Raw genomic sequence first — 17,035 nt, forward strand, 5'->3', positions numbered from 1 at the left:
GCGGTTTTCCCCCAGGAGCCTCAGCCCATGGGCCGTACACAGAAAATCATCGAGCTGATGGGCCGCCTGGCGCCTGTTGAAGGCTATAACCTCAGCGTGCTGGATGACGTGCGCTTCCTGCGCTCCAACCGGCCGCTGCATCGGGTGCCGGTGCTGTATGACCCCGGCATCGTGATCGTTTGCCAGGGCTCCAAGCGCGGTTATCTGGGCGGTGAGATTTACCGGTATGACGCCCAGCACTATCTGGTGGTCTCGGTGCCGGTGCCGTTCACCATGGAAACCGAGGCCAGTGAAGAAGAACCGATGCTGGCGGTGTACCTGAGGCTGGACTTCACCCTGGCGGCACAATTGATGCTGGCGTTGGCGGACTTTCCCGCACTGCTGGAGGCCGAGCCCCGGGGCATGTACTCATCGCCCATGGATGACCCGCTGAGCGATTCATTACTGCGTTTTCTCGAAGCGATGAGCGCGCCGATGGACGCGAAAATCCTCGGCCCCATGCTGATGCGCGAGATCTACTACCGGATCCTCACCGGCGAGCAGGGCGGTTCGATGCGTGCGGCGCTCAATCGTCAGGGCCAGTTCGGCAAGGTGGCGCGGGCGATCCGCAAGATCCATGGGGGTTATCACCAGCACCTGGACGTGGCGGCGCTGGCGCAAGAGGCGATGATGAGCGTGCCGAGTTTTCACGCGCACTTTCGCACCGTGACTGACACGTCGCCGATGCAGTACCTCAAGTCCACGCGCCTGCACCAGGCGCGGTTGTTGATGCTGCGCAGCGACATCACCGCCGCCACGGCCTGCGCCCAGGTCGGCTACGAAAGCGCCTCGCAATTCAGTCGTGAGTTCAAGCGCTTCTTCGGGCGCACGCCCCAGGAAGAGATCCAATGGATGAAGCGCACCTATGCATTGCCGGCGCCCACCTCGGCTTCGATTTACGTATCGTCCCATTAATAGGACGAACAATCGCATTTGTACCATCTAATCGAGTATTGGCTTCATGTGTAGGATTAACCTCACTTGGTCGCCCCACCGCGATCCTCACTTGGAGATTCCGCATGAAACTGTTGCATATCGATTCCAGCATCCTCGGCGACAACTCGGCCTCCCGTCAGCTCAGTGCTGCCGTGGTCAAGGCGTGGCAAGCGGCTGAACCCGGTGTGGAAGTGACTTACCGTGACCTGGCCAGCGAAGGGATCAACCATTTTTCCGGCGCCACCCTGGGTGCACTGGGCACACCTGACGATCAGCGCAGTGCCGCACAAAAGCAGGAAGCCGACCTCAGTGCTTCCACCCTGGCCGAGTTCCTGGCAGCCGATGCCATTGTCCTGGCGGCGCCGATGTACAACTTCACTATTCCGACCCAGTTGAAAGCCTGGATCGACCGTATCGCGGTGGCCGGCCAGACTTTCCGCTACACCGAAGCCGGCCCTGAAGGCCTGTGCGGCAACAAGAAAGTCATCATCGTGTCCACCTCGGGCGGCCTGCATGTCGGCCAGGCCACGGGTGTTGCTCACGAAGACTATCTGAAAGTGCTGCTGGGCTTCCTGGGCATCACTGACATTGAATTCGTTCGCGCCCACGGCCTGGCCTACGGTGACGAGTTCCGGACCAAGTCCCTGAACGACGCCAACGTAGTCATCAACGAACAATTGTTCGCCGCCGCGTAAGGCTTGTGTAAATTTGCCGCTTGCTCGGTTTCAATCTGAATCCGGGCGCCTAAACTCTGTACTCTGATCGTGCGAAAACGATGGAGTACGGAGTTTTTTCGTTTTGCCGATGTCACTCATTTGGCCCAGGTTATGCATTCGTGGGTTTATCACCTGGACTTTTAATTCGACATGTCGGTTCTCATGCAGCAAAGGTGGACATCCCCATGATGCGTCTTTGTGCTGTTTTGGTTCTTTCTCTGCTCGGCGGCCTGGTTTCAGTGCACGCCGCGCCTGCACCGCACCCGCATTGGAGTGTGGGCTTTCATCGCATGACGTTTCTCGATCCGCTGGATTCGCAGCCGATGAAGGCTATCGCGTTCTATCCCTCCAGCGGCCCAGCCCTGGGCGTTGAACATATCACTCGGCTGGGGCCGTATGACGTTGCCGCCACTGAGGACGCGCGGGTTGCCATCGGCCGTTTCCCGATGCTGATGCTGTCCCATGGCAATACCGGCACACCGCTGGCCCTGCATGACCTCGCCACGTCTCTGGCGCGCAAAGGTTTTGTGGTGGTGGCGGTGCTGCATCCCGGCGACAACTACAAGGATCACAGCCGACTGGGCACCGTGAGCAATTTGTATGGCCGGCCTATCCAGATTTCTGCGGCGATTACGGCGACCTTGAACGAACCGATGCTGTCGCCGTTCGTCAATGTCGATCAGGTGGGTGTCATCGGTTACTCGGCCGGGGGCGAGACGGCGTTGATCCTCGCCGGTGCCAAGCCCGACTTCGATCGCCTGCGCCGCTATTGCCAGGAGCGTCCGGAGGACCGTGATGCCTGCACCACCAAAGGTGAGCTGGTGGTGGACCGTGACGACCTGCAACCGCAAGCCGACCCGCGTATTCATGCGTTAATGCTGATGGCCCCGCTGAGCCTGATGTTTGGCCGTCACACGCTGGCGGACGTGCATGTGCCGGTGCTGCTCTATAGCGGCGATGGCGACAAACTGGTGGCCGTGGACAAGAATGCTGCCGCCCTGGCGCGCAAACTGCCGCAACCACCGGATTTCAAACTATTGGCCGGGGCAGGGCACTTCGTCTTCATGGCGCCGTGCGACAGCGATCAACAGATGGCGATGCCGGCCGTCTGCACCGATGCGGATGGCGTCGACCGCGAAGGGATTCACCGCAACCTGATTTCCGAGGCGGGGCGCTTTTTCACGAACACCCTTGGCCAGGCGACCCGCGCCGGTTTGCAGACCGCCGATCAGTAGGCGCGGCGCTTGAGCTGCAAGGTCACGGCCAATGCCGTGATCGATAGCAGCGCGGCGCAGAAGAAGATCCAGCCGTAGCCGAGATTCAGCGCTACGGCCCCCATCAGCGGGCCGGCAATCGCCAGGGCCAGGTCAAAAAATACCGCATACGCGCTCAAGCCTGCGCCACGGCTGCTGTTGGGCACTTGCTTGATGGCTTCCACGCCCAGCGCCGGGTACACCAGCGACAAACCGAAACCGGTCAGCCCTGCGCCAATCAAGGCGACACCGGTGGACGGCGCGAGCCACAGCAGTGTCAGCCCCAGCGTCTCGATGGTCATGCAGGCGATGGCCGCCCGAAAGCCGCCGAAGCGGCTGATGGCGGAGATAAACACCAGGCGCGACAGGATAAAGCACACGCCAAACACGGTGAGGCAGTAGGCCGCGCCCGCCCAGCCGCGGTTGAGGTAGTACAGGGTGATAAAGGTGGTGAGCGTGCCGTAGCCGATCGATGCCAGGCACAGGCTCGCGCCAAACGGTGCGATACGACCGAACACCGCCCAGAACGGTAATCGCTCGCCGCGCACCACGGGCACTGAAGGTTTATTGCGAATCAGCCAAAGCCCCAGCGCCGCCAGCACCGACAAGGCGACGCCCAGGCTGGCATAGCCATAATCGGCCACCATCACCACACCCAACGGCGCACCGATAGCAATTGCGCCATAGGACGCGATCCCATTCCAGGAAATCGAACGGGCCGTATGCTCGGCGCCTACTGCCCCCATGCACCAGCTGATGGTGCCCACGCCGATCAGACCTTGGGCCACGCCCAGCAACAGCCGGCCGGCGATCAGAATGCCCAGGCTCAGGGCGGGCATGCTCTGCACCCATGTGGCAACAAGCGTCAACACGCCACTGACGAAAATGCCGGCCAGCCCCAGCACAATGGCGCGTTTGGTGCCCACGTTATCCGACATACGCCCGGCCATGGGGCGGCTGAGCAGGGTGGCCAGGTACTGCGAGCCGATGGTGATACCGGCGACGACTGCGCTGAAGTCCAGTTGTTCATGCACATAGCCAGGGATCACCGCGATCGGCAGGCCGATGCAGATAAACGCGATAAAGGTGTAGAAGACGATGGAGACGATCTGCAAGGTGATCGACAGGGAGGAAGGGGCGGTGTCGGACATGGGCACTCGTTCGCGGGCGGGCGGTGAATGCATCATGGCAAGGGCCCGGGACAAAAGAAAGCACCCTATCTATTCTTCAGCCCTGCGGTGAGCGGGCTCATCCCAATAAAAAAAACGCCGCATTCTGTCTGAAAGAATACGGCGCCTGTTGTAGTGAGCGGGCTTGCCCCGCGCTGGGTGGCGCAGCCGCCCTAAATCCAGACACCTCGGTCCTCCTGAAAGACCGAGGCGTCCCAGATGGGGCGGCTTCGCCACCCAGCGCGGGGCAAGCCCGCTCGCTACGCGGGTTAAAACACCACGCCCTGGCTGCGCAGGTAGTCGTCATAGGTGCCGCTGAAGTCGATGACGCCAGTGGCGCTCAACTCGATGATGCGGGTGGCCAGGGACGATACGAATTCACGGTCGTGGCTGACGAAGATCAGCGTGCCCGGGTAGTTTTCCAGCGCCAGGTTCAGCGCTTCGATGGATTCCATGTCCAGGTGGTTGGTCGGTTCGTCCATGATCAACACGTTCGGCTTTTGCAGGATCAGCTTGCCGAACAGCATGCGACCTTGCTCACCACCGGAAATCACCTTCACCGACTTCTGGATCTCGTCGTTGGAGAACAGCATGCGGCCCAAGGTGCCACGGATCATTTGCTCGCCCTGAGTCCACTGGCCCATCCAGTCGAACAGCGTGACGTCGTCTTCGAAATCATGGGCATGGTCCTGGGCGTAGTAGCCCAGCTCCGCTGCGTCGGTCCACTTGATGCTGCCGGCATCCGGCGTCAGTTCGTTGACCAGGGTACGCAGCAGGGTGGTCTTGCCGATACCGTTCGGGCCGATGATCGCGACGCGCTCGCCCGCTTCAACCTGGAAGCTGAAGTCCTTGAACAGCGGCTTGCCGTCGAAGCCTTTGGCCATGTTTTCGACGATGACCGCCTGGCGGTGCAGCTTTTTGTTTTGCTCGAAACGAATGAACGGGCTCACACGGCTCGACGGCTTGACCTCGGCCAGTTGGATCTTGTCGATCGCCTTGGCGCGGGACGTGGCCTGCTTGGCTTTCGAGGCGTTGGCCGAGAAGCGGCTGACGAAGGATTGCAGTTCGGAGATCTGCGCCTTCTTCTTGGCGTTATCCGACAGCAGTTGCTCGCGGGACTGGGTGGCCACCGTCATGTACTCGTCGTAGTTGCCCGGGAACAGGCGCAGCTCGCCGTAGTCCAGGTCAGCCATGTGCGTGCACACGCTGTTCAGGAAGTGACGGTCGTGAGAGATGATGATCATCAGGCTGGAGCGCTGGGTCAGGATGTTCTCCAGCCAGCGGATGGTGTTGATGTCCAGGTGGTTGGTCGGTTCGTCGAGCAGCAGCACTTCCGGATCGGAGAACAGCGCCTGGGCCAGCAACACCCGCAGTTTCCAGCCTGGCGATACTTCGCTCATCGGGCCGAAGTGCTGTTCCAGGGGAATCCCCAGGCCCAGCAGCAGTTCACCGGCGCGGGATTCGGCGGTGTAGCCGTCCATCTCGGCGAATTCGGTTTCCAGCTCGGCCACGGCCATGCCGTCTTCTTCGCTCATTTCCGGCAGCGAGTAGATGCGGTCACGTTCGGCCTTGACCTTCCACAGTTCCTCGTGGCCCATGATCACGGTGTCGAGCACGGTGAATTCTTCATAGGCGAACTGGTCCTGGCGCAGCTTACCCAGGCGTACGTTCGGCTCCAGCATGACCTGGCCACCGGACGGATCGAGGTCGCCGCCGAGGATTTTCATGAAGGTCGACTTGCCGCAACCGTTGGCACCGATCAAACCATAACGGTTGCCGGCGCCGAATTTGACCGAGACGTTCTCGAAGAGCGGCTTGGCGCCGAACTGCATGGTGATGTTAGCTGTGGAGATCAATTACTTTACCTATCAATGAGTTGCAAGCATTGCGGCAGGAGCCTTCAGGCATGCATCAACAGCGACATCAAGGCGCGAAACCCGGTCGCTGAGCAGAAAATGGGGGATGTGTGTTGGAATTTGGCGCGCATTGTCGCATATGTCAGGCGACAGTTGTATGGCACTCGAAAGATGGTTTTGCCAGGGTCTCCGGCATCGCGAGCCAGAGCAGCACCAGTGCAGCTGCGGCGACAAACGCCAGGGTCAGGAACGCAGCATTGTAGCCGGCCTGCTGGACCACGAAGCCGGCAAGGCTGCTGCTTAACGCCGCGCCCAGGCCGAATACCGTGGACAGTGCGCCCAGGCTGACGTTGAAGCGCCCGGTGCCTTGGGTCAGGTCTTTGACGATCACCGGGAACAGCGCACCGAAAATACCTGCGCCGATGCCGTCGAGCATTTGTACCGCCACCAGCCAATAGGGATCGTTGGACAGTGTGTACAGCACACCGCGCAACGGCAGGATCAGGAACCCCGCCAGCAGTAACGGCTTGCGGCCCCACACATCGGCTTTCAGGCCCACCAGCCAGGCCATTGGCACCATCACCAACTGTGCGGCGACGATACAGGCCGAGGTCAGGGGCGTCGCCATTTGCAGGTTGATCTGGGCCAGCTTCTGGCTGACGAGTGGCAGCATGGCGGCATTGGCCAAGTGAAACAGCGCGCAGCAAACGGCGAACAGCAACAGCGGACGGTTGGCCAGTAATACTTTCCAGCCGGATGGCGCTTCGTGGTCCTGCGCGTGGGCTGGGTCGAAACCCCGGGCCACTTCGTGATCGATCGCCGTGGGTGATACGCAACTCACGGCTACCAGGCTGGCTATCGCCATAAAAGCCATCAGGTAGAACACCACGACAGGGCCGAACAGGTAGGCCAGGCCGCCCGCCAGCATGGCCGCCACGGCATTGCCGGCATGGTTGAACGTTTCGTTGCGCCCGGTGCGACGGGTAAAGGCGCGTGGCCCGGTGATCCCCAGGGAAATCGCGGAAATCGCCGGGGCGAATACGGAGGCCGCCACCGCGCTGGCCGCCTGGGTCAGCGCCACCCAGCCGAACGAGCTGACAAAAGGCAATATCAGGCAACTCGCGGTCACGAGGATGGCGGCGATCGCAATCACCGCGCGTTTGCTATGCGTGCGGTCAACCAGCGCACCCGCCGGGCCTTGGGTGATCAGAGCGGCGATACCCGCCAGGGTCATGACGATACCGATACTGGCCGGGTCCCATTTATGCACCGCTAACAGATAGATCGCCAGATACGGCCCAAGCCCATCACGCACGTCTGCCAGGAAGAAGTTCAGGCTGTCCAGAGAGAGGGTGGTACGCAGGTCGGTGTGATGAGCCACGATGAATTCTTCAGCGGCAGTGCGCAGGGGTTGAGCACTCATTGGGCTAATGACCTGTAGCCATCGAGATTAGTTCGGCATGTCCAGGGGTTTTATCTGACATGAAACTGGCTTACTTTCCGAACCTCGCCGCACTGACTTCTGGAGACGCAATGGATATGCCATCGGCCGAGCAGGCTATCAAGAGCAATAGGCAAGCCTGGGATGAATCCGCCCGGCTGCATAAAGACACCGCCACCTGGAAGGCGACGCTGGCAGCGGTTGCTCGCGCCGACTTTTCCTGCCTTGACCCAACGATTACCCAGCTGCTGCAAGAGGTCGGCGTTGCCGGCAAGGACGTGGTGCAGCTTTGCTGTAATAATGGCCGCGAGTGCCTGTCGTTATTTGGCCTGGGGGCTCGTTCGGTGGTGGGGGTCGATCAATCCCGCGAGTTTCTCCAGCAGGCCCGGGAACTGGCCGATGTTTCGCCCCACTGTCCGCAGTTCATTGAGAGCGACATCCACCATTTGCCTGAAGCGCTGATGGGGCAGTTCGATGTAGCGCTGGTGACCATCGGTGTATTGGGCTGGATGCCGGATGTGGCGCTGTTCATGCGCCATGCTGCGAGTGTACTCAAGCCAGGCGGTGTTCTGGTGATGTATGAAACCCATCCGTTCCTTGAAGTATTCGATCCCGCGGCCGCCAACCCAATGTTGCCGGCCAGTTCGTATTTCCAGCGCGATCCCTTTGTATTGCAGGAATCCATCGTTTATGAGGGGCGAGGCGCCCTTGAGGGTCCGACGTCGTACTGGTTTGTGCACACATTGGGAAGCGTGGTGAGCGGCGCGATTGCTGCGCGCCTGCAGATAGGCCATTTGCAGGAGTACCCGCACTCCAATCGTGAAGAGCTGTACGATCAATACGAGAATCAACGTGCGCAATTGCCGCTGTGCTTCACCCTGACCGCGACCCGGCGTCCCGCCTGAGCCGGCTTGCCGAAGGCAAAAAAAGCCCGCGCGAGGCGGGCCAAGGGATTCACTGGAGTAGGTAAGCGTCAACGTATCGCTTGGGAAGTGAAGGCTATGTGAAAAAGCTGTCGAGCATTCGGATGTACGCTCATTCAACCGCGCCGCACAAACGTTCGCATGGTTTGCCCCGGGCCGGTGCTGAACACCGTCGGCCTGGGCATGCCTTCATCAGCCGCGATAAAGACGAAATGATCGCCGTCGAGCCGGTAGCTGGCGGGTAGCTGCTTGCCCGCATCCTCGCCGATGGAGTCCACCCAGGTAATGCTTTTGGGGTGGGTGCTGGCGTCCAGGGAAAACCGGCCGGCCAGTAGGACATCGCCATCGACCGTCGTCACTTGGAAGCTGTCCCCTGTAATAGTGGTAATGGCACCTGGCGCACTGTGGGCGTCGGCGGGGTTGAGCACGCCGCTGTCTTCAAGGGCGGTCTGTTCCCAGGCACCTTGGAGGGCCTGATAGTCGGAGTGGGGATGGGAGGGCATGCAAATTCCTTTTCTGCGCGTGGAAGAGCCAGTTATATCGGATAAAAAACGATAATCCAGACGACGTGTGGGAATTTTTCTTTAGAAGACAGCGATTTGACAGCTTTTTCATGTTGTATTGGCTACGCTTCCAAGTGCATTGACCCTACATGAATGTTGTAGTTGATGTTTGCTTATATAAGACAGAAATAAACGCCAGCTTCGTAGGATCTTTCATCAGACTCAGTGGTCACATTGCCATCAGTCTGTAGTGCCAGGGCGTTGTCCCTGATTTTTAAAGTCATAGGGCTTTGAAGAGTGATGGCATTTTAGTGTCAATTTTGAGGTGTTCTTATTTTGAATCGTACTTCCCAGCTTCCGCCCGCTGTCGCTTCCGATGAAATCGATCTATTTGAATTGTTCCAGGGTATTTGGCGGCAAAAAAAGCTGATCGTGGGTTGTACGCTTCTGGTGGGTGTCTTGGGAGCGGGTTATGCCTTCCTGGCGCCGAAGACTTATGAAGTCAGCAGTGTGCTCAGGCCTGCGGCCATCAACGAATTGGACGCCTTGAACCGCTCTGAGGTCTACAAACTCCCGCCCGCCGATGCTCTATTGAAAGTCGGGTCTCAGTTGGATTCGTACGAAGCCCGCCTGGGTTTTTTCAAGGAGCATGAAGAGCTGTTCAAGGCTTTCAAGAAGCCTGGGCAAACCCTGGAACAGAGCTTTGAGGATTTCAACCGCAACTCTGTCAACCTGATCCTGCCGGACCCAAAGAAAGCAGACTCGCTGAGCAACTATATTCGCCTGGAGTTGCAGTACCCGACGGATGTTGACGGTGTGAGCATTCTCAACGGCTTCGTCGATTACGCCATCGCAGCCGAACGTGAGCAAGTCGGCGCAGACCTCAAGGTCATTGTTAATAACCGTTTGACTGAACTCAAGGGCAAGATCGACGCAGCCCGCGCCAACTACGATACCGAAAAGGAATCCAAGATCGCCAAGCTGCTTGAGGCTGATCGACTCAAGCGTGCGCAATTGCAGGATGAGCTAGGTGCCTTGCGTCTGCAGTTGAAGATGGAGCGCACCAATCGCCTGGCCGAACTGGCCGAGGCCATCTCCATTGCCAAGTCCATGGGGATCAAGACACCGACCACGCCATCCTCCATGGCCGATGACTCGCGTGGCGGTTCGAGTCAGGTCATGCGTACCGAGGTCAACAATCAGAAGATCCCGCTGTATTTCATGGGTACCGAAGCCCTGGAAGCAGAGCGCTCCGCATTGCAGCAGCGAACCAGTGATGATTTCACCAACCCTCGTATTGCGGAAATCGGCAAGGAACTTCAGATGCTCGAGTCCAACCGGGAAGTCGAGATCCTGAAAAAGCGTGGGAATGAAGATATTTTCCTGAAGGACGTCGAGCCGCTACGCGCTGAAGTTGCGCGTTTGCGAGGTCTTAACATCGATATGAGTAACCTCAAGTTGGTCACGGTCGACCGCCGCGCCCAGGAGCCATTGGCACCGGTCAAGCCCAAAAAAGCCTTGGTCATTGCGTTTAGCCTGGTGGGTGGCCTGTTGCTAGGGTTGGTGATTGCGCTGATCCGCTACCTCATGCTCAGCCGTCAAGGCGCCATAGCCTACGCGGCACTGGAAGACAGTAGTTTCTCCCGCCGCGAACGCAAAGACGATCAACCCTTGGCGTAAAGACCTGCGTGAGTGGGCGGGCGCGAGCGCCTGCCCACAAATTCTCCAGCACATTCAGTCGACAGCTTTTCACAATTCTTAGTTAACCTTTGGTTACAAACTGTGGCTAAATACCGGCCAATGGTCACACGTCGCAGGAGCTTGCGTGCCGTGTGCCACTTGTACGTGAATTGTGATTTCAGGTGCTGCCTTTTCATCCTTGGCTGATATGGGCCACAGGAGCAGCCTGTTCTCTCCCTGACTTGTGACGAATCCCTTGAAACTCATCATTGTTCTTCTCTACGTTGCCTCTATTGCGTATGTCCACCTGCGTGGCCGGGTGCGGCACAAGCTGGGCCGCCAACTCAGCGATCACTCGACGTTCCTGGCGCCGATCAACTGCTTTCTTTATCTGTTCTCCAAGCAGCCAAGCCGTCCTTTTCTGTCAGCCAGTGACTTTCCGGACCTGAGCCCTTTGCAGGAGCATTGGGAGGAGATCCGCAAGGAAGGTCAGAACCTGATGCAGGCAGGGGCGATCAAACGCTCGGATCAATACAACGACGTGGGTTTCAACTCGTTCTTCAAGTCGGGTTGGAAGCGCTTCTACCTCAAGTGGTACGGCGACAGCCACCCATCGGCGATGAAGCTGTGCCCGCGTACCACGGAGTTGGTGCAGAGCATCGGCTCGATCAAGGCCGCCATGTTCGCCGAGCTGCCACCGGGGTCCAAGCTGGTGCGTCACCGCGACCCCTACGCGGGTTCCTACCGCTACCACTTGGGCCTGGATACACCCAACGATCCAGCGTGCTACATCAATGTGGACGGTGAAAGCTATTACTGGCGCGATGGCGAGCCAGTCATGTTTGACGAGACTTACATTCACTACGCGGAAAACGCTACGCAGCAGAACCGCATCATTCTGTTCTGTGATATCGAGCGCCCGATGAAGTATCGCTGGGCGGCCGCGTTCAACCGTTGGTTCAGCCGCAATGTGATGGCCGCTGCAGGTTCGCCCAATGACGACGGCGACAAGACCGGTGGCTTGAACCGTGCCTTTACCCGCCTGTACAAGATTCGCCTACGTGGCAAAGAGCTTAAAAAGCGCAATCGTGCGCGTTACTACCTGGAAAAGTGGGCAATTTTTGCAGGTTTGGCGCTGATCTTCATTCTCATCTGAAACCTGGCGGCGGCGCGAATCACTGCGGTGGTTGCGCGCCCAGCCTGTCCCACATCTTTTTGCTGATCCGCTGCCGGTTGGCATAACCGGCCCATGGGTCGTTCTTCAAACCTTGCAGGCGTTCCTGCAGGTTCGCCACCGTCCACTGCTGGGCGCCTTGCAATCCCTTCAATTCATCCCGACTGATCGGCACCGACACGGGCAGGCCAGGTCGTGCGCGGGCTGAATAGGCGGCAACGGTACTGGCGCCACGGGCGTTGCGCAGGTAATCGACAAAGATCTTGCCGACCCGGTTTTTCGGGCCGCTGGTGGCCGTGAAGCGTTCAGGCAGTGACCGGGTCATGAACTGTGCGATGGCCTTGGCGAACGCTTTGACGGTGTCCCAGCCGTCCCTGCGTGCCAATGGCACGATCAGGTGCAAACCTTTGCCGCCGCTGGTCTTGACGAATGCGTCGAGCCCCAGCTCATCGAGTACCGACAGCGTCAGTTGCGCCGCCTCCAGCATGTTTTTCCAAGGCAGCGCCGGGTCCGGGTCAAGGTCGAGTACGAATTGGTCCGGTGTTTCGATCTTGTCCGTGGTGGCGCCCCAGGTGTGCAGTTCGATTGTGCCCATCTGCACAGCGCCGATCAGCGCGTCGGTGGTGCGGATCTCCATCAGGCGCGCATGGCCTGGGTCCAGCGCAGGTTCCAGGTGCTTGATATGTGGAATGGCCAGGCGCTCTGAGTGCTTCTGGAAGAACTGTTCGCCCTCAATGCCTTCTGGCGCCCTGAGCAGCGACACCGGCCGGTGCCGCAGGAACGGCAGGATCCAATCACTGATCTGTGCATAGAACTGCGCCAATTGCTGCTTTTGCGTGCCGCTCTGCGGGTCTATGACGCGGTCGGCATGGGTGATGTTCAGCTGACTACGCGGGGCGCGCTTTTGCGCGGAGCGTTGTGCCGGGACGGCGACAGGCGCGTGAGAAGGCTGGGTTCGCGCTGTGTGTTTACCCACCGAAGCGTTGCTGATAACGCTGTTCGGTTCGGCCTCGACGATATCGTAGTCGGTGGCCGGGCGTGCCTGCGGGTCCTTTTCCTTGATCAGCAGCCATTGTTCCTTGGCGCCACTGCCCTGGAGGCGGGTACGCACCAAGGCCCAGTCGCCGGAGAGCTTTTCACCGACCAGGGTGAATTTCAGCCTGCCGGCGCGATAGGCTTTGTGCGGGTCATCGTGGGGCTGCCAGATGCCCCGGTCCCAGACGATCACATCGCCGGCACCGTATTGACCGGCCGGGATACTGCCTTCGAAGGTCCCGTAGCTCAGCGGATGGTCTTCGACATGCACCGCCAGGCGTTTCTGGCTCGGGTCCAGGCTGGGGCCTTTGGGCACAGCCCAGCTTATGAGTACGCCGTCCAACTCCAGGCGAAAGTCATAGTGCAGGTTGCGTGCGGCGTGCTTCTGGATGACAAACGACAGGGCGCCTGCCTCTCGCGTGTTGCCTGGCGCACTGCCGGAGGGCTCTGCGGTGATCTCGAAGTCGCGTTTACGGTTGTATTCGCTCAGGGGCTTGGGCATGGCAAGGGGCTCCTTTGGTCGGTTCAGGAAGCTTTGCGCGGTTTTTTGGGGGCGGCTTTTTTCGCCGGTTTACCGGCCAGGCTGCGTTTGAGCAATTCCGTGAGGTCAATCACGTCGGCGGTCTTACGTTCCTCGCTGCCTTCGCTGGATTCCACGTCTTCGATCTTGCCGGCCTTGGCCTTCTTCGCGACCAGCGCCATGATCTTGTCCTGGAAGCTGTCGCGATAATCGTCCGGTTGCCAGTTGGCGGTCATGTCCTCCACCAAGCGCTTGGCCATCTCCAGCTCGCCCTTGGCCAGGCTGGGCTTGATGACGTCGCTGGGCAATTCCAGTTCGTCCAGGCTGCGCACTTCGGCGGGCCAACGCAGCATGACCAGCACCAGGGCCGATTCCAGTGGCATCAGCGCCGCCAGGTGCTGCTTGGTATGCAGCACGACATTGGCCAGGGCGACCTTGCCGGTTTTCTTCAGGGTTTCGCGCAGCAGCGCATAGACTTTGCCGCCGCGTTTGTCAGGGGCCAGGAAGTAGGGCGTGTCAATGTTTTGCAGGGGGATCTGGTCGCTGGCGACAAAGGCGATGATTTCGATGGTCTGGGTCGACTTGGGGTGAGCTGAGCGGATTTCTTCTTCGCTGAGCACCACGTAGCGACCCTTTTCATAGGCCACTCCCTTGACGATGTTCTCTTTGGTGACCTCCTTGCCGGTGGTCTTGTTGATGCGTTTGTAACCCACCGGGTCCATGCTGCGTTTGTCCAGCCAATCAAAATCGACGCCTTGTGAAGACGTCGCCGAGACCAGGGAGACAGGGATGTGGACCAGTCCGAAACTGATGGCGCCTTTCCAGATTGCTCGTGGCATAAGTGCGATTCCTTGAGAAGTGCCGGTCTTCTGGTGACTGGCCGGCTCGGGAAAAAGTTTCGACGGAGGGATGCACGGACAGATCGTGTTACACCTGATCAGAAAGTATTTAGTTACGAATGCCGAACCCTAGGCGTAGCGTGTTATCGAAAGCACGTGTTGTCCGCTTCAGAGAGGCATAGTCATGAACCGTTGTGTACGTCATTTCGCTGCATTGGCGTTGGGCCTGGCGCTGGTGCCCTTGGCCCAGGCGCAAAATCTGCCCGGCCACTTTGATACCAACAACAGCCCTATTCATCGGGCCAACCCCAACAGCATGCAGGGTACGGTGCCCAATGCGCCGCCCACTCGGGGTATCCCGGCCGTTCCCAGCGGCCCCGCGCCGACCCTGGAAAACGGCGGTATCGGCAATCGCTATCCCCAGCGCGACAGCGCCCCCAGCCGGCCCGCGACCGAAACCAAAGCACCCACCTATGATGCCAACGGCAATCGCCGGTAAGGACGACGTCTTATGTTTCTACGCAAAACCCTGCTAGCCGCGATGTGTGCAACCACGCTACTTCCATTGACGGCCGTGTTTGCGGCGCAGGCTCGACAGTTTCCCAGCGAGCAGGGCAGCATCAGCGTCACGCCCGTCGCCAAGGGGCTGGAGCATCCATGGGCCGTGGCGTTCCTGCCGGATAAACAAGGTTTCCTGGTGACTGAGCGTCCTGGCCACCTGCGGTTCGTCAGCCCGGACGGCAAACTGTCGGCACCGCTGACCGGCGTACCTCAGGTGTGGGCCAAAGGGCAGGGGGGCTTGCTTGACGTCGTGCTGTCACCGGACTTCAAGCAGGACCGCCTGGTGTATCTGTCCTACGCCGAAGGCGGTGGCGAGGGGGGCAAGGCCGGTACCGCCGTCGGGCGTGGGCGCCTGGCCGATGACTTGAGCGGCTTGAAGGACTTCAAGGTCATCCTGCGCCAGGAACCCAAGTTGTCGACCGGTAACCACTTCGGCTCGCGCCTGGCTTTCGACCGTGATGGCTACCTGTTTGTGACCTTGGGTGAAAACAACGATCGCCCGACGGCCCAGGACCTGGACAAGCTGCAAGGCAAGGTGGTGCGCATCTTCCCGGATGGCCGGGTGCCGGAGGACAACCCCTTTGTCGGCCAGCAGGGCGTACGCCCCGAAATCTGGTCGTATGGCCAGCGTAACCCGCAGGGTCTGGCAATGAACCCGTGGAGCGGCACGATCTGGGAAAACGAACATGGGCCTCGCGGTGGTGATGAAATCAACATCATCGAGCGTGGCAAGAATTACGGTTGGCCGCTGGCGACTCACGGCATCGACTATTCGTTGACGCCGATCCCGGAGGCCAAGGGCAAGGAAGTGGAAGGCACCGTGGCGCCCCATCACGTCTGGGAGAAATCACCGGGCATCAGTGGCATGGCGTTTTACGATGCTGATCGTTTCAAACCCTGGCAGCACAACGTGTTCATCGGTGCCTTGGCCAGCCAGGAACTGATACGCCTGCAGTTCGATGGCGACAAGGTGATCCATGAGGAGCGTTTGCTCGGCGGCTTGAAAGCCCGCATCCGCGATGTACGGCAGGGCCCGGATGGCTATCTGTATGTGCTCACGGATGAGGATGACGGCGTGTTGTATCGGGTTGGCCTGAACTCGGACTGAGTGGGTTGCGGTGCAATGCCAGTCAGTCAGGGCTTGCTGCTGTCACTGTGGCGAGGGAGCTTGCTCCCGTTGGGCCGCGAAGCGGCCCCAGCTTTTGGTTTGAAAAGACTGGGCCTGCTACGCAGTCCAACGGGAGCAAGCTCCCTCGCCACAGGTTATCCGTCGTCCGCTCTAAATGTTTAGAGCCCCAGTTCGGACAGCCCCGGATGATCATCCGGGCGTCGGCCCAGCGGCCAGTGGAATTTGCGCTCGCTTTCCTGGATCGGCAGGTCATTGATGCAGGCAAAGCGGTTCGCCATCAGGCCGTTTTCGTCGAACTCCCAGTTCTCGTTACCGTAGGAACGGAACCAGTTGCCGGAGTCATCGTGCCATTCATAGGCATACCGCACCGCAATCCGGTTATCGGTAAACGCCCATAATTCCTTGATCAGCCGATAGTCCAGCTCCTTGGCCCATTTACGGGTGAGGAAGCCCTTGGCTTCTTCGCGGTTGTGGGCAAATTCGGCGCGGTTACGCCATTGCGTATCCAGGGTGTAGGCCAGCGACACTCGCTGTGGGTCGCGGGAGTTCCAGCCGTCTTCGGCCAGGCGAACTTTTTCGATCGCCGACTCGCGGGTAAAGGGCGGCAAAGGCGGGCGTGTTTCCGGGAGAGATGACATTGGGCAGTTCCTTGACACAATAAGGGTTATCGAGAGTTGCCGGATTTACGCGTTCTCAAGTCCTAATAACGTTCGCGCCATGCATTGCGCATTATCAGCGGCTGTTGAATCGCCCATCACCAAGGCAACGGTTATCGCACCATCGATCAATATCAGCAGTTGCGCGGCCTGCTGTTGCGGGTCGGGGGTGCCATGTGCTTCACACAGTTCAAGTGCGTACTCGAACAGTTTCTGTTTATGGGCTTTGGCCAACAGCCGCACCGGGTCTTGCGCGTCACCGGTTTCGCCGCTGGTGTTGATGAAGGCGCAGCCACGAAAGTCCGCCGACGCAAACCAGGTTTTCAGCGCACTGAACAGCGCCAGCAGGCGCTCGCCGCTGCTTTCGCTGCGTTCCACTTCTGCGCGCAGCCACTGCATCCAGCGCTCATCGCGGCGTTGCAGGGCGGCGATCACCAACTCGTCCTTGTTGGCGAAGTAGCGATAAATACTTTTTCTCGACACACCGGCGGTTTTCACCAAAAAATCCATGCCGGTGGCGGCGATGCCGTGGCGATAGATCAACTTCTCGGTGACGTCGAGGATAATGTCGCGGGTTTCACTGGGAGTCATGTCGTTCATGCGGC

The 17,035-nt window shown here is 59.5% G+C and carries 16 protein-coding genes; 8 read left to right on the forward strand and 8 right to left on the reverse strand.

The window, feature by feature from the left end; genetic code table 11:
- Positions 1-27: 27 nt before the first annotated feature.
- From DK870_RS14055 to DK870_RS14065, 3 genes are all read left to right on the forward strand, one after another.
- Complete coding sequence (locus tag DK870_RS14055) at positions 28-954, forward strand: AraC family transcriptional regulator (RefSeq protein WP_161548903.1); 927 nt, start codon at positions 28-30, stop codon at positions 952-954.
- A 104-nt stretch (positions 955-1,058) separates the two neighbouring features.
- A complete protein-coding gene (locus DK870_RS14060) occupies positions 1,059-1,670 on the forward strand; it encodes an FMN-dependent NADH-azoreductase (protein ID WP_090371274.1) in 612 nt (203 codons plus the stop codon).
- A 206-nt stretch (positions 1,671-1,876) separates the two neighbouring features.
- Positions 1,877-2,926, forward strand: a complete 1,050-nt coding sequence (locus DK870_RS14065) for a dienelactone hydrolase (RefSeq protein ID WP_090371272.1) — start codon at positions 1,877-1,879, stop codon at positions 2,924-2,926.
- Here DK870_RS14065 and DK870_RS14070 read toward each other — a convergent pair.
- The 3 genes from DK870_RS14070 to DK870_RS14080 all read right to left on the reverse strand — a co-directional run bounded on the left by DK870_RS14070 (position 2,920) and on the right by DK870_RS14080 (position 7,350).
- Positions 2,920-4,095, reverse strand: coding sequence for an MFS transporter (locus DK870_RS14070; protein WP_161548904.1), 1,176 nt, complete (start codon positions 4,093-4,095; stop codon positions 2,920-2,922). The genes DK870_RS14065 and DK870_RS14070 overlap by 7 nt on opposite strands.
- A gap of 287 nt (positions 4,096-4,382) precedes the next feature.
- Complete coding sequence (locus tag DK870_RS14075) at positions 4,383-5,969, reverse strand: ABC-F family ATPase (RefSeq protein ID WP_081086944.1); 1,587 nt, start codon at positions 5,967-5,969, stop codon at positions 4,383-4,385.
- A 142-nt stretch (positions 5,970-6,111) separates the two neighbouring features.
- Entirely contained in the window at positions 6,112-7,350 is a 1,239-nt protein-coding gene (locus DK870_RS14080; RefSeq protein ID WP_104996121.1) for an MFS transporter, read from the reverse strand.
- A gap of 152 nt (positions 7,351-7,502) precedes the next feature.
- Between DK870_RS14080 and DK870_RS14085 the strand changes: the two genes are divergently transcribed.
- The gene (locus DK870_RS14085; RefSeq protein WP_104993542.1) at positions 7,503-8,315 is read left to right on the forward strand and encodes a bifunctional 2-polyprenyl-6-hydroxyphenol methylase/3-demethylubiquinol 3-O-methyltransferase UbiG; all 813 of its coding nucleotides are present in this window, start codon (positions 7,503-7,505) and stop codon (positions 8,313-8,315) included.
- Between the two features lie 134 nt (positions 8,316-8,449).
- Here the strand turns inward: DK870_RS14085 and DK870_RS14090 are convergent, their stop codons facing one another.
- Entirely contained in the window at positions 8,450-8,836 is a 387-nt protein-coding gene (locus DK870_RS14090) for a TIGR03067 domain-containing protein (RefSeq protein ID WP_104993543.1), read from the reverse strand.
- Positions 8,837-9,172: 336 nt separating this feature from the next.
- On the opposite strand from DK870_RS14090, the gene DK870_RS14095 reads away from it, so the two are divergent.
- Together DK870_RS14095 and lpxO are read left to right on the forward strand one after the other, a co-directional pair.
- Entirely contained in the window at positions 9,173-10,516 is a 1,344-nt protein-coding gene (locus DK870_RS14095) for a Wzz/FepE/Etk N-terminal domain-containing protein (RefSeq protein ID WP_161548905.1), read from the forward strand.
- 256 nt (positions 10,517-10,772) lie between these two features.
- Complete coding sequence (gene lpxO / locus DK870_RS14100) at positions 10,773-11,672, forward strand: lipid A hydroxylase LpxO (protein WP_060752807.1); 900 nt, start codon at positions 10,773-10,775, stop codon at positions 11,670-11,672.
- A gap of 19 nt (positions 11,673-11,691) precedes the next feature.
- Here lpxO and ligD read toward each other — a convergent pair whose 3' ends face one another.
- Together ligD and DK870_RS14110 are read right to left on the reverse strand one after the other, a co-directional pair.
- Entirely contained in the window at positions 11,692-13,227 is a 1,536-nt protein-coding gene (gene ligD / locus DK870_RS14105; RefSeq protein ID WP_161548906.1) for a DNA ligase D, read from the reverse strand.
- A 23-nt stretch (positions 13,228-13,250) separates the two neighbouring features.
- Entirely contained in the window at positions 13,251-14,084 is an 834-nt protein-coding gene (locus DK870_RS14110; protein ID WP_161548907.1) for a Ku protein, read from the reverse strand.
- Between the two features lie 184 nt (positions 14,085-14,268).
- On the opposite strand from DK870_RS14110, the gene DK870_RS14115 reads away from it, so the two are divergent.
- Both DK870_RS14115 and DK870_RS14120 read left to right on the forward strand, forming a co-directional pair.
- The gene (locus tag DK870_RS14115) at positions 14,269-14,583 is read left to right on the forward strand and encodes a hypothetical protein (RefSeq protein WP_060752810.1); all 315 of its coding nucleotides are present in this window, start codon (positions 14,269-14,271) and stop codon (positions 14,581-14,583) included.
- Positions 14,584-14,595: 12 nt separating this feature from the next.
- Positions 14,596-15,753 carry a PQQ-dependent sugar dehydrogenase gene (locus DK870_RS14120; protein ID WP_104993546.1) on the forward strand — a complete coding sequence of 386 codons (1,158 nt, stop codon included), beginning with the start codon at positions 14,596-14,598 and terminating at the stop codon, positions 15,751-15,753.
- 179 nt (positions 15,754-15,932) lie between these two features.
- On the opposite strand, the gene DK870_RS14125 is transcribed toward DK870_RS14120, so the two are convergent.
- Both DK870_RS14125 and DK870_RS14130 read right to left on the reverse strand, forming a co-directional pair.
- Positions 15,933-16,412, reverse strand: a complete 480-nt coding sequence (locus tag DK870_RS14125; RefSeq protein WP_060752812.1) for a nuclear transport factor 2 family protein — start codon at positions 16,410-16,412, stop codon at positions 15,933-15,935.
- Between the two features lie 45 nt (positions 16,413-16,457).
- The gene (locus DK870_RS14130; RefSeq protein ID WP_060752813.1) at positions 16,458-17,030 is read right to left on the reverse strand and encodes a TetR/AcrR family transcriptional regulator; all 573 of its coding nucleotides are present in this window, start codon (positions 17,028-17,030) and stop codon (positions 16,458-16,460) included.
- Positions 17,031-17,035: the final 5 nt, after the last annotated feature.

It is taken from the genome of Pseudomonas sp. Q1 (assembly GCF_009935975.1).
GTDB classification, from domain to species: Bacteria; Pseudomonadota; Gammaproteobacteria; order Pseudomonadales; family Pseudomonadaceae; genus Aquipseudomonas; species Aquipseudomonas palleroniana.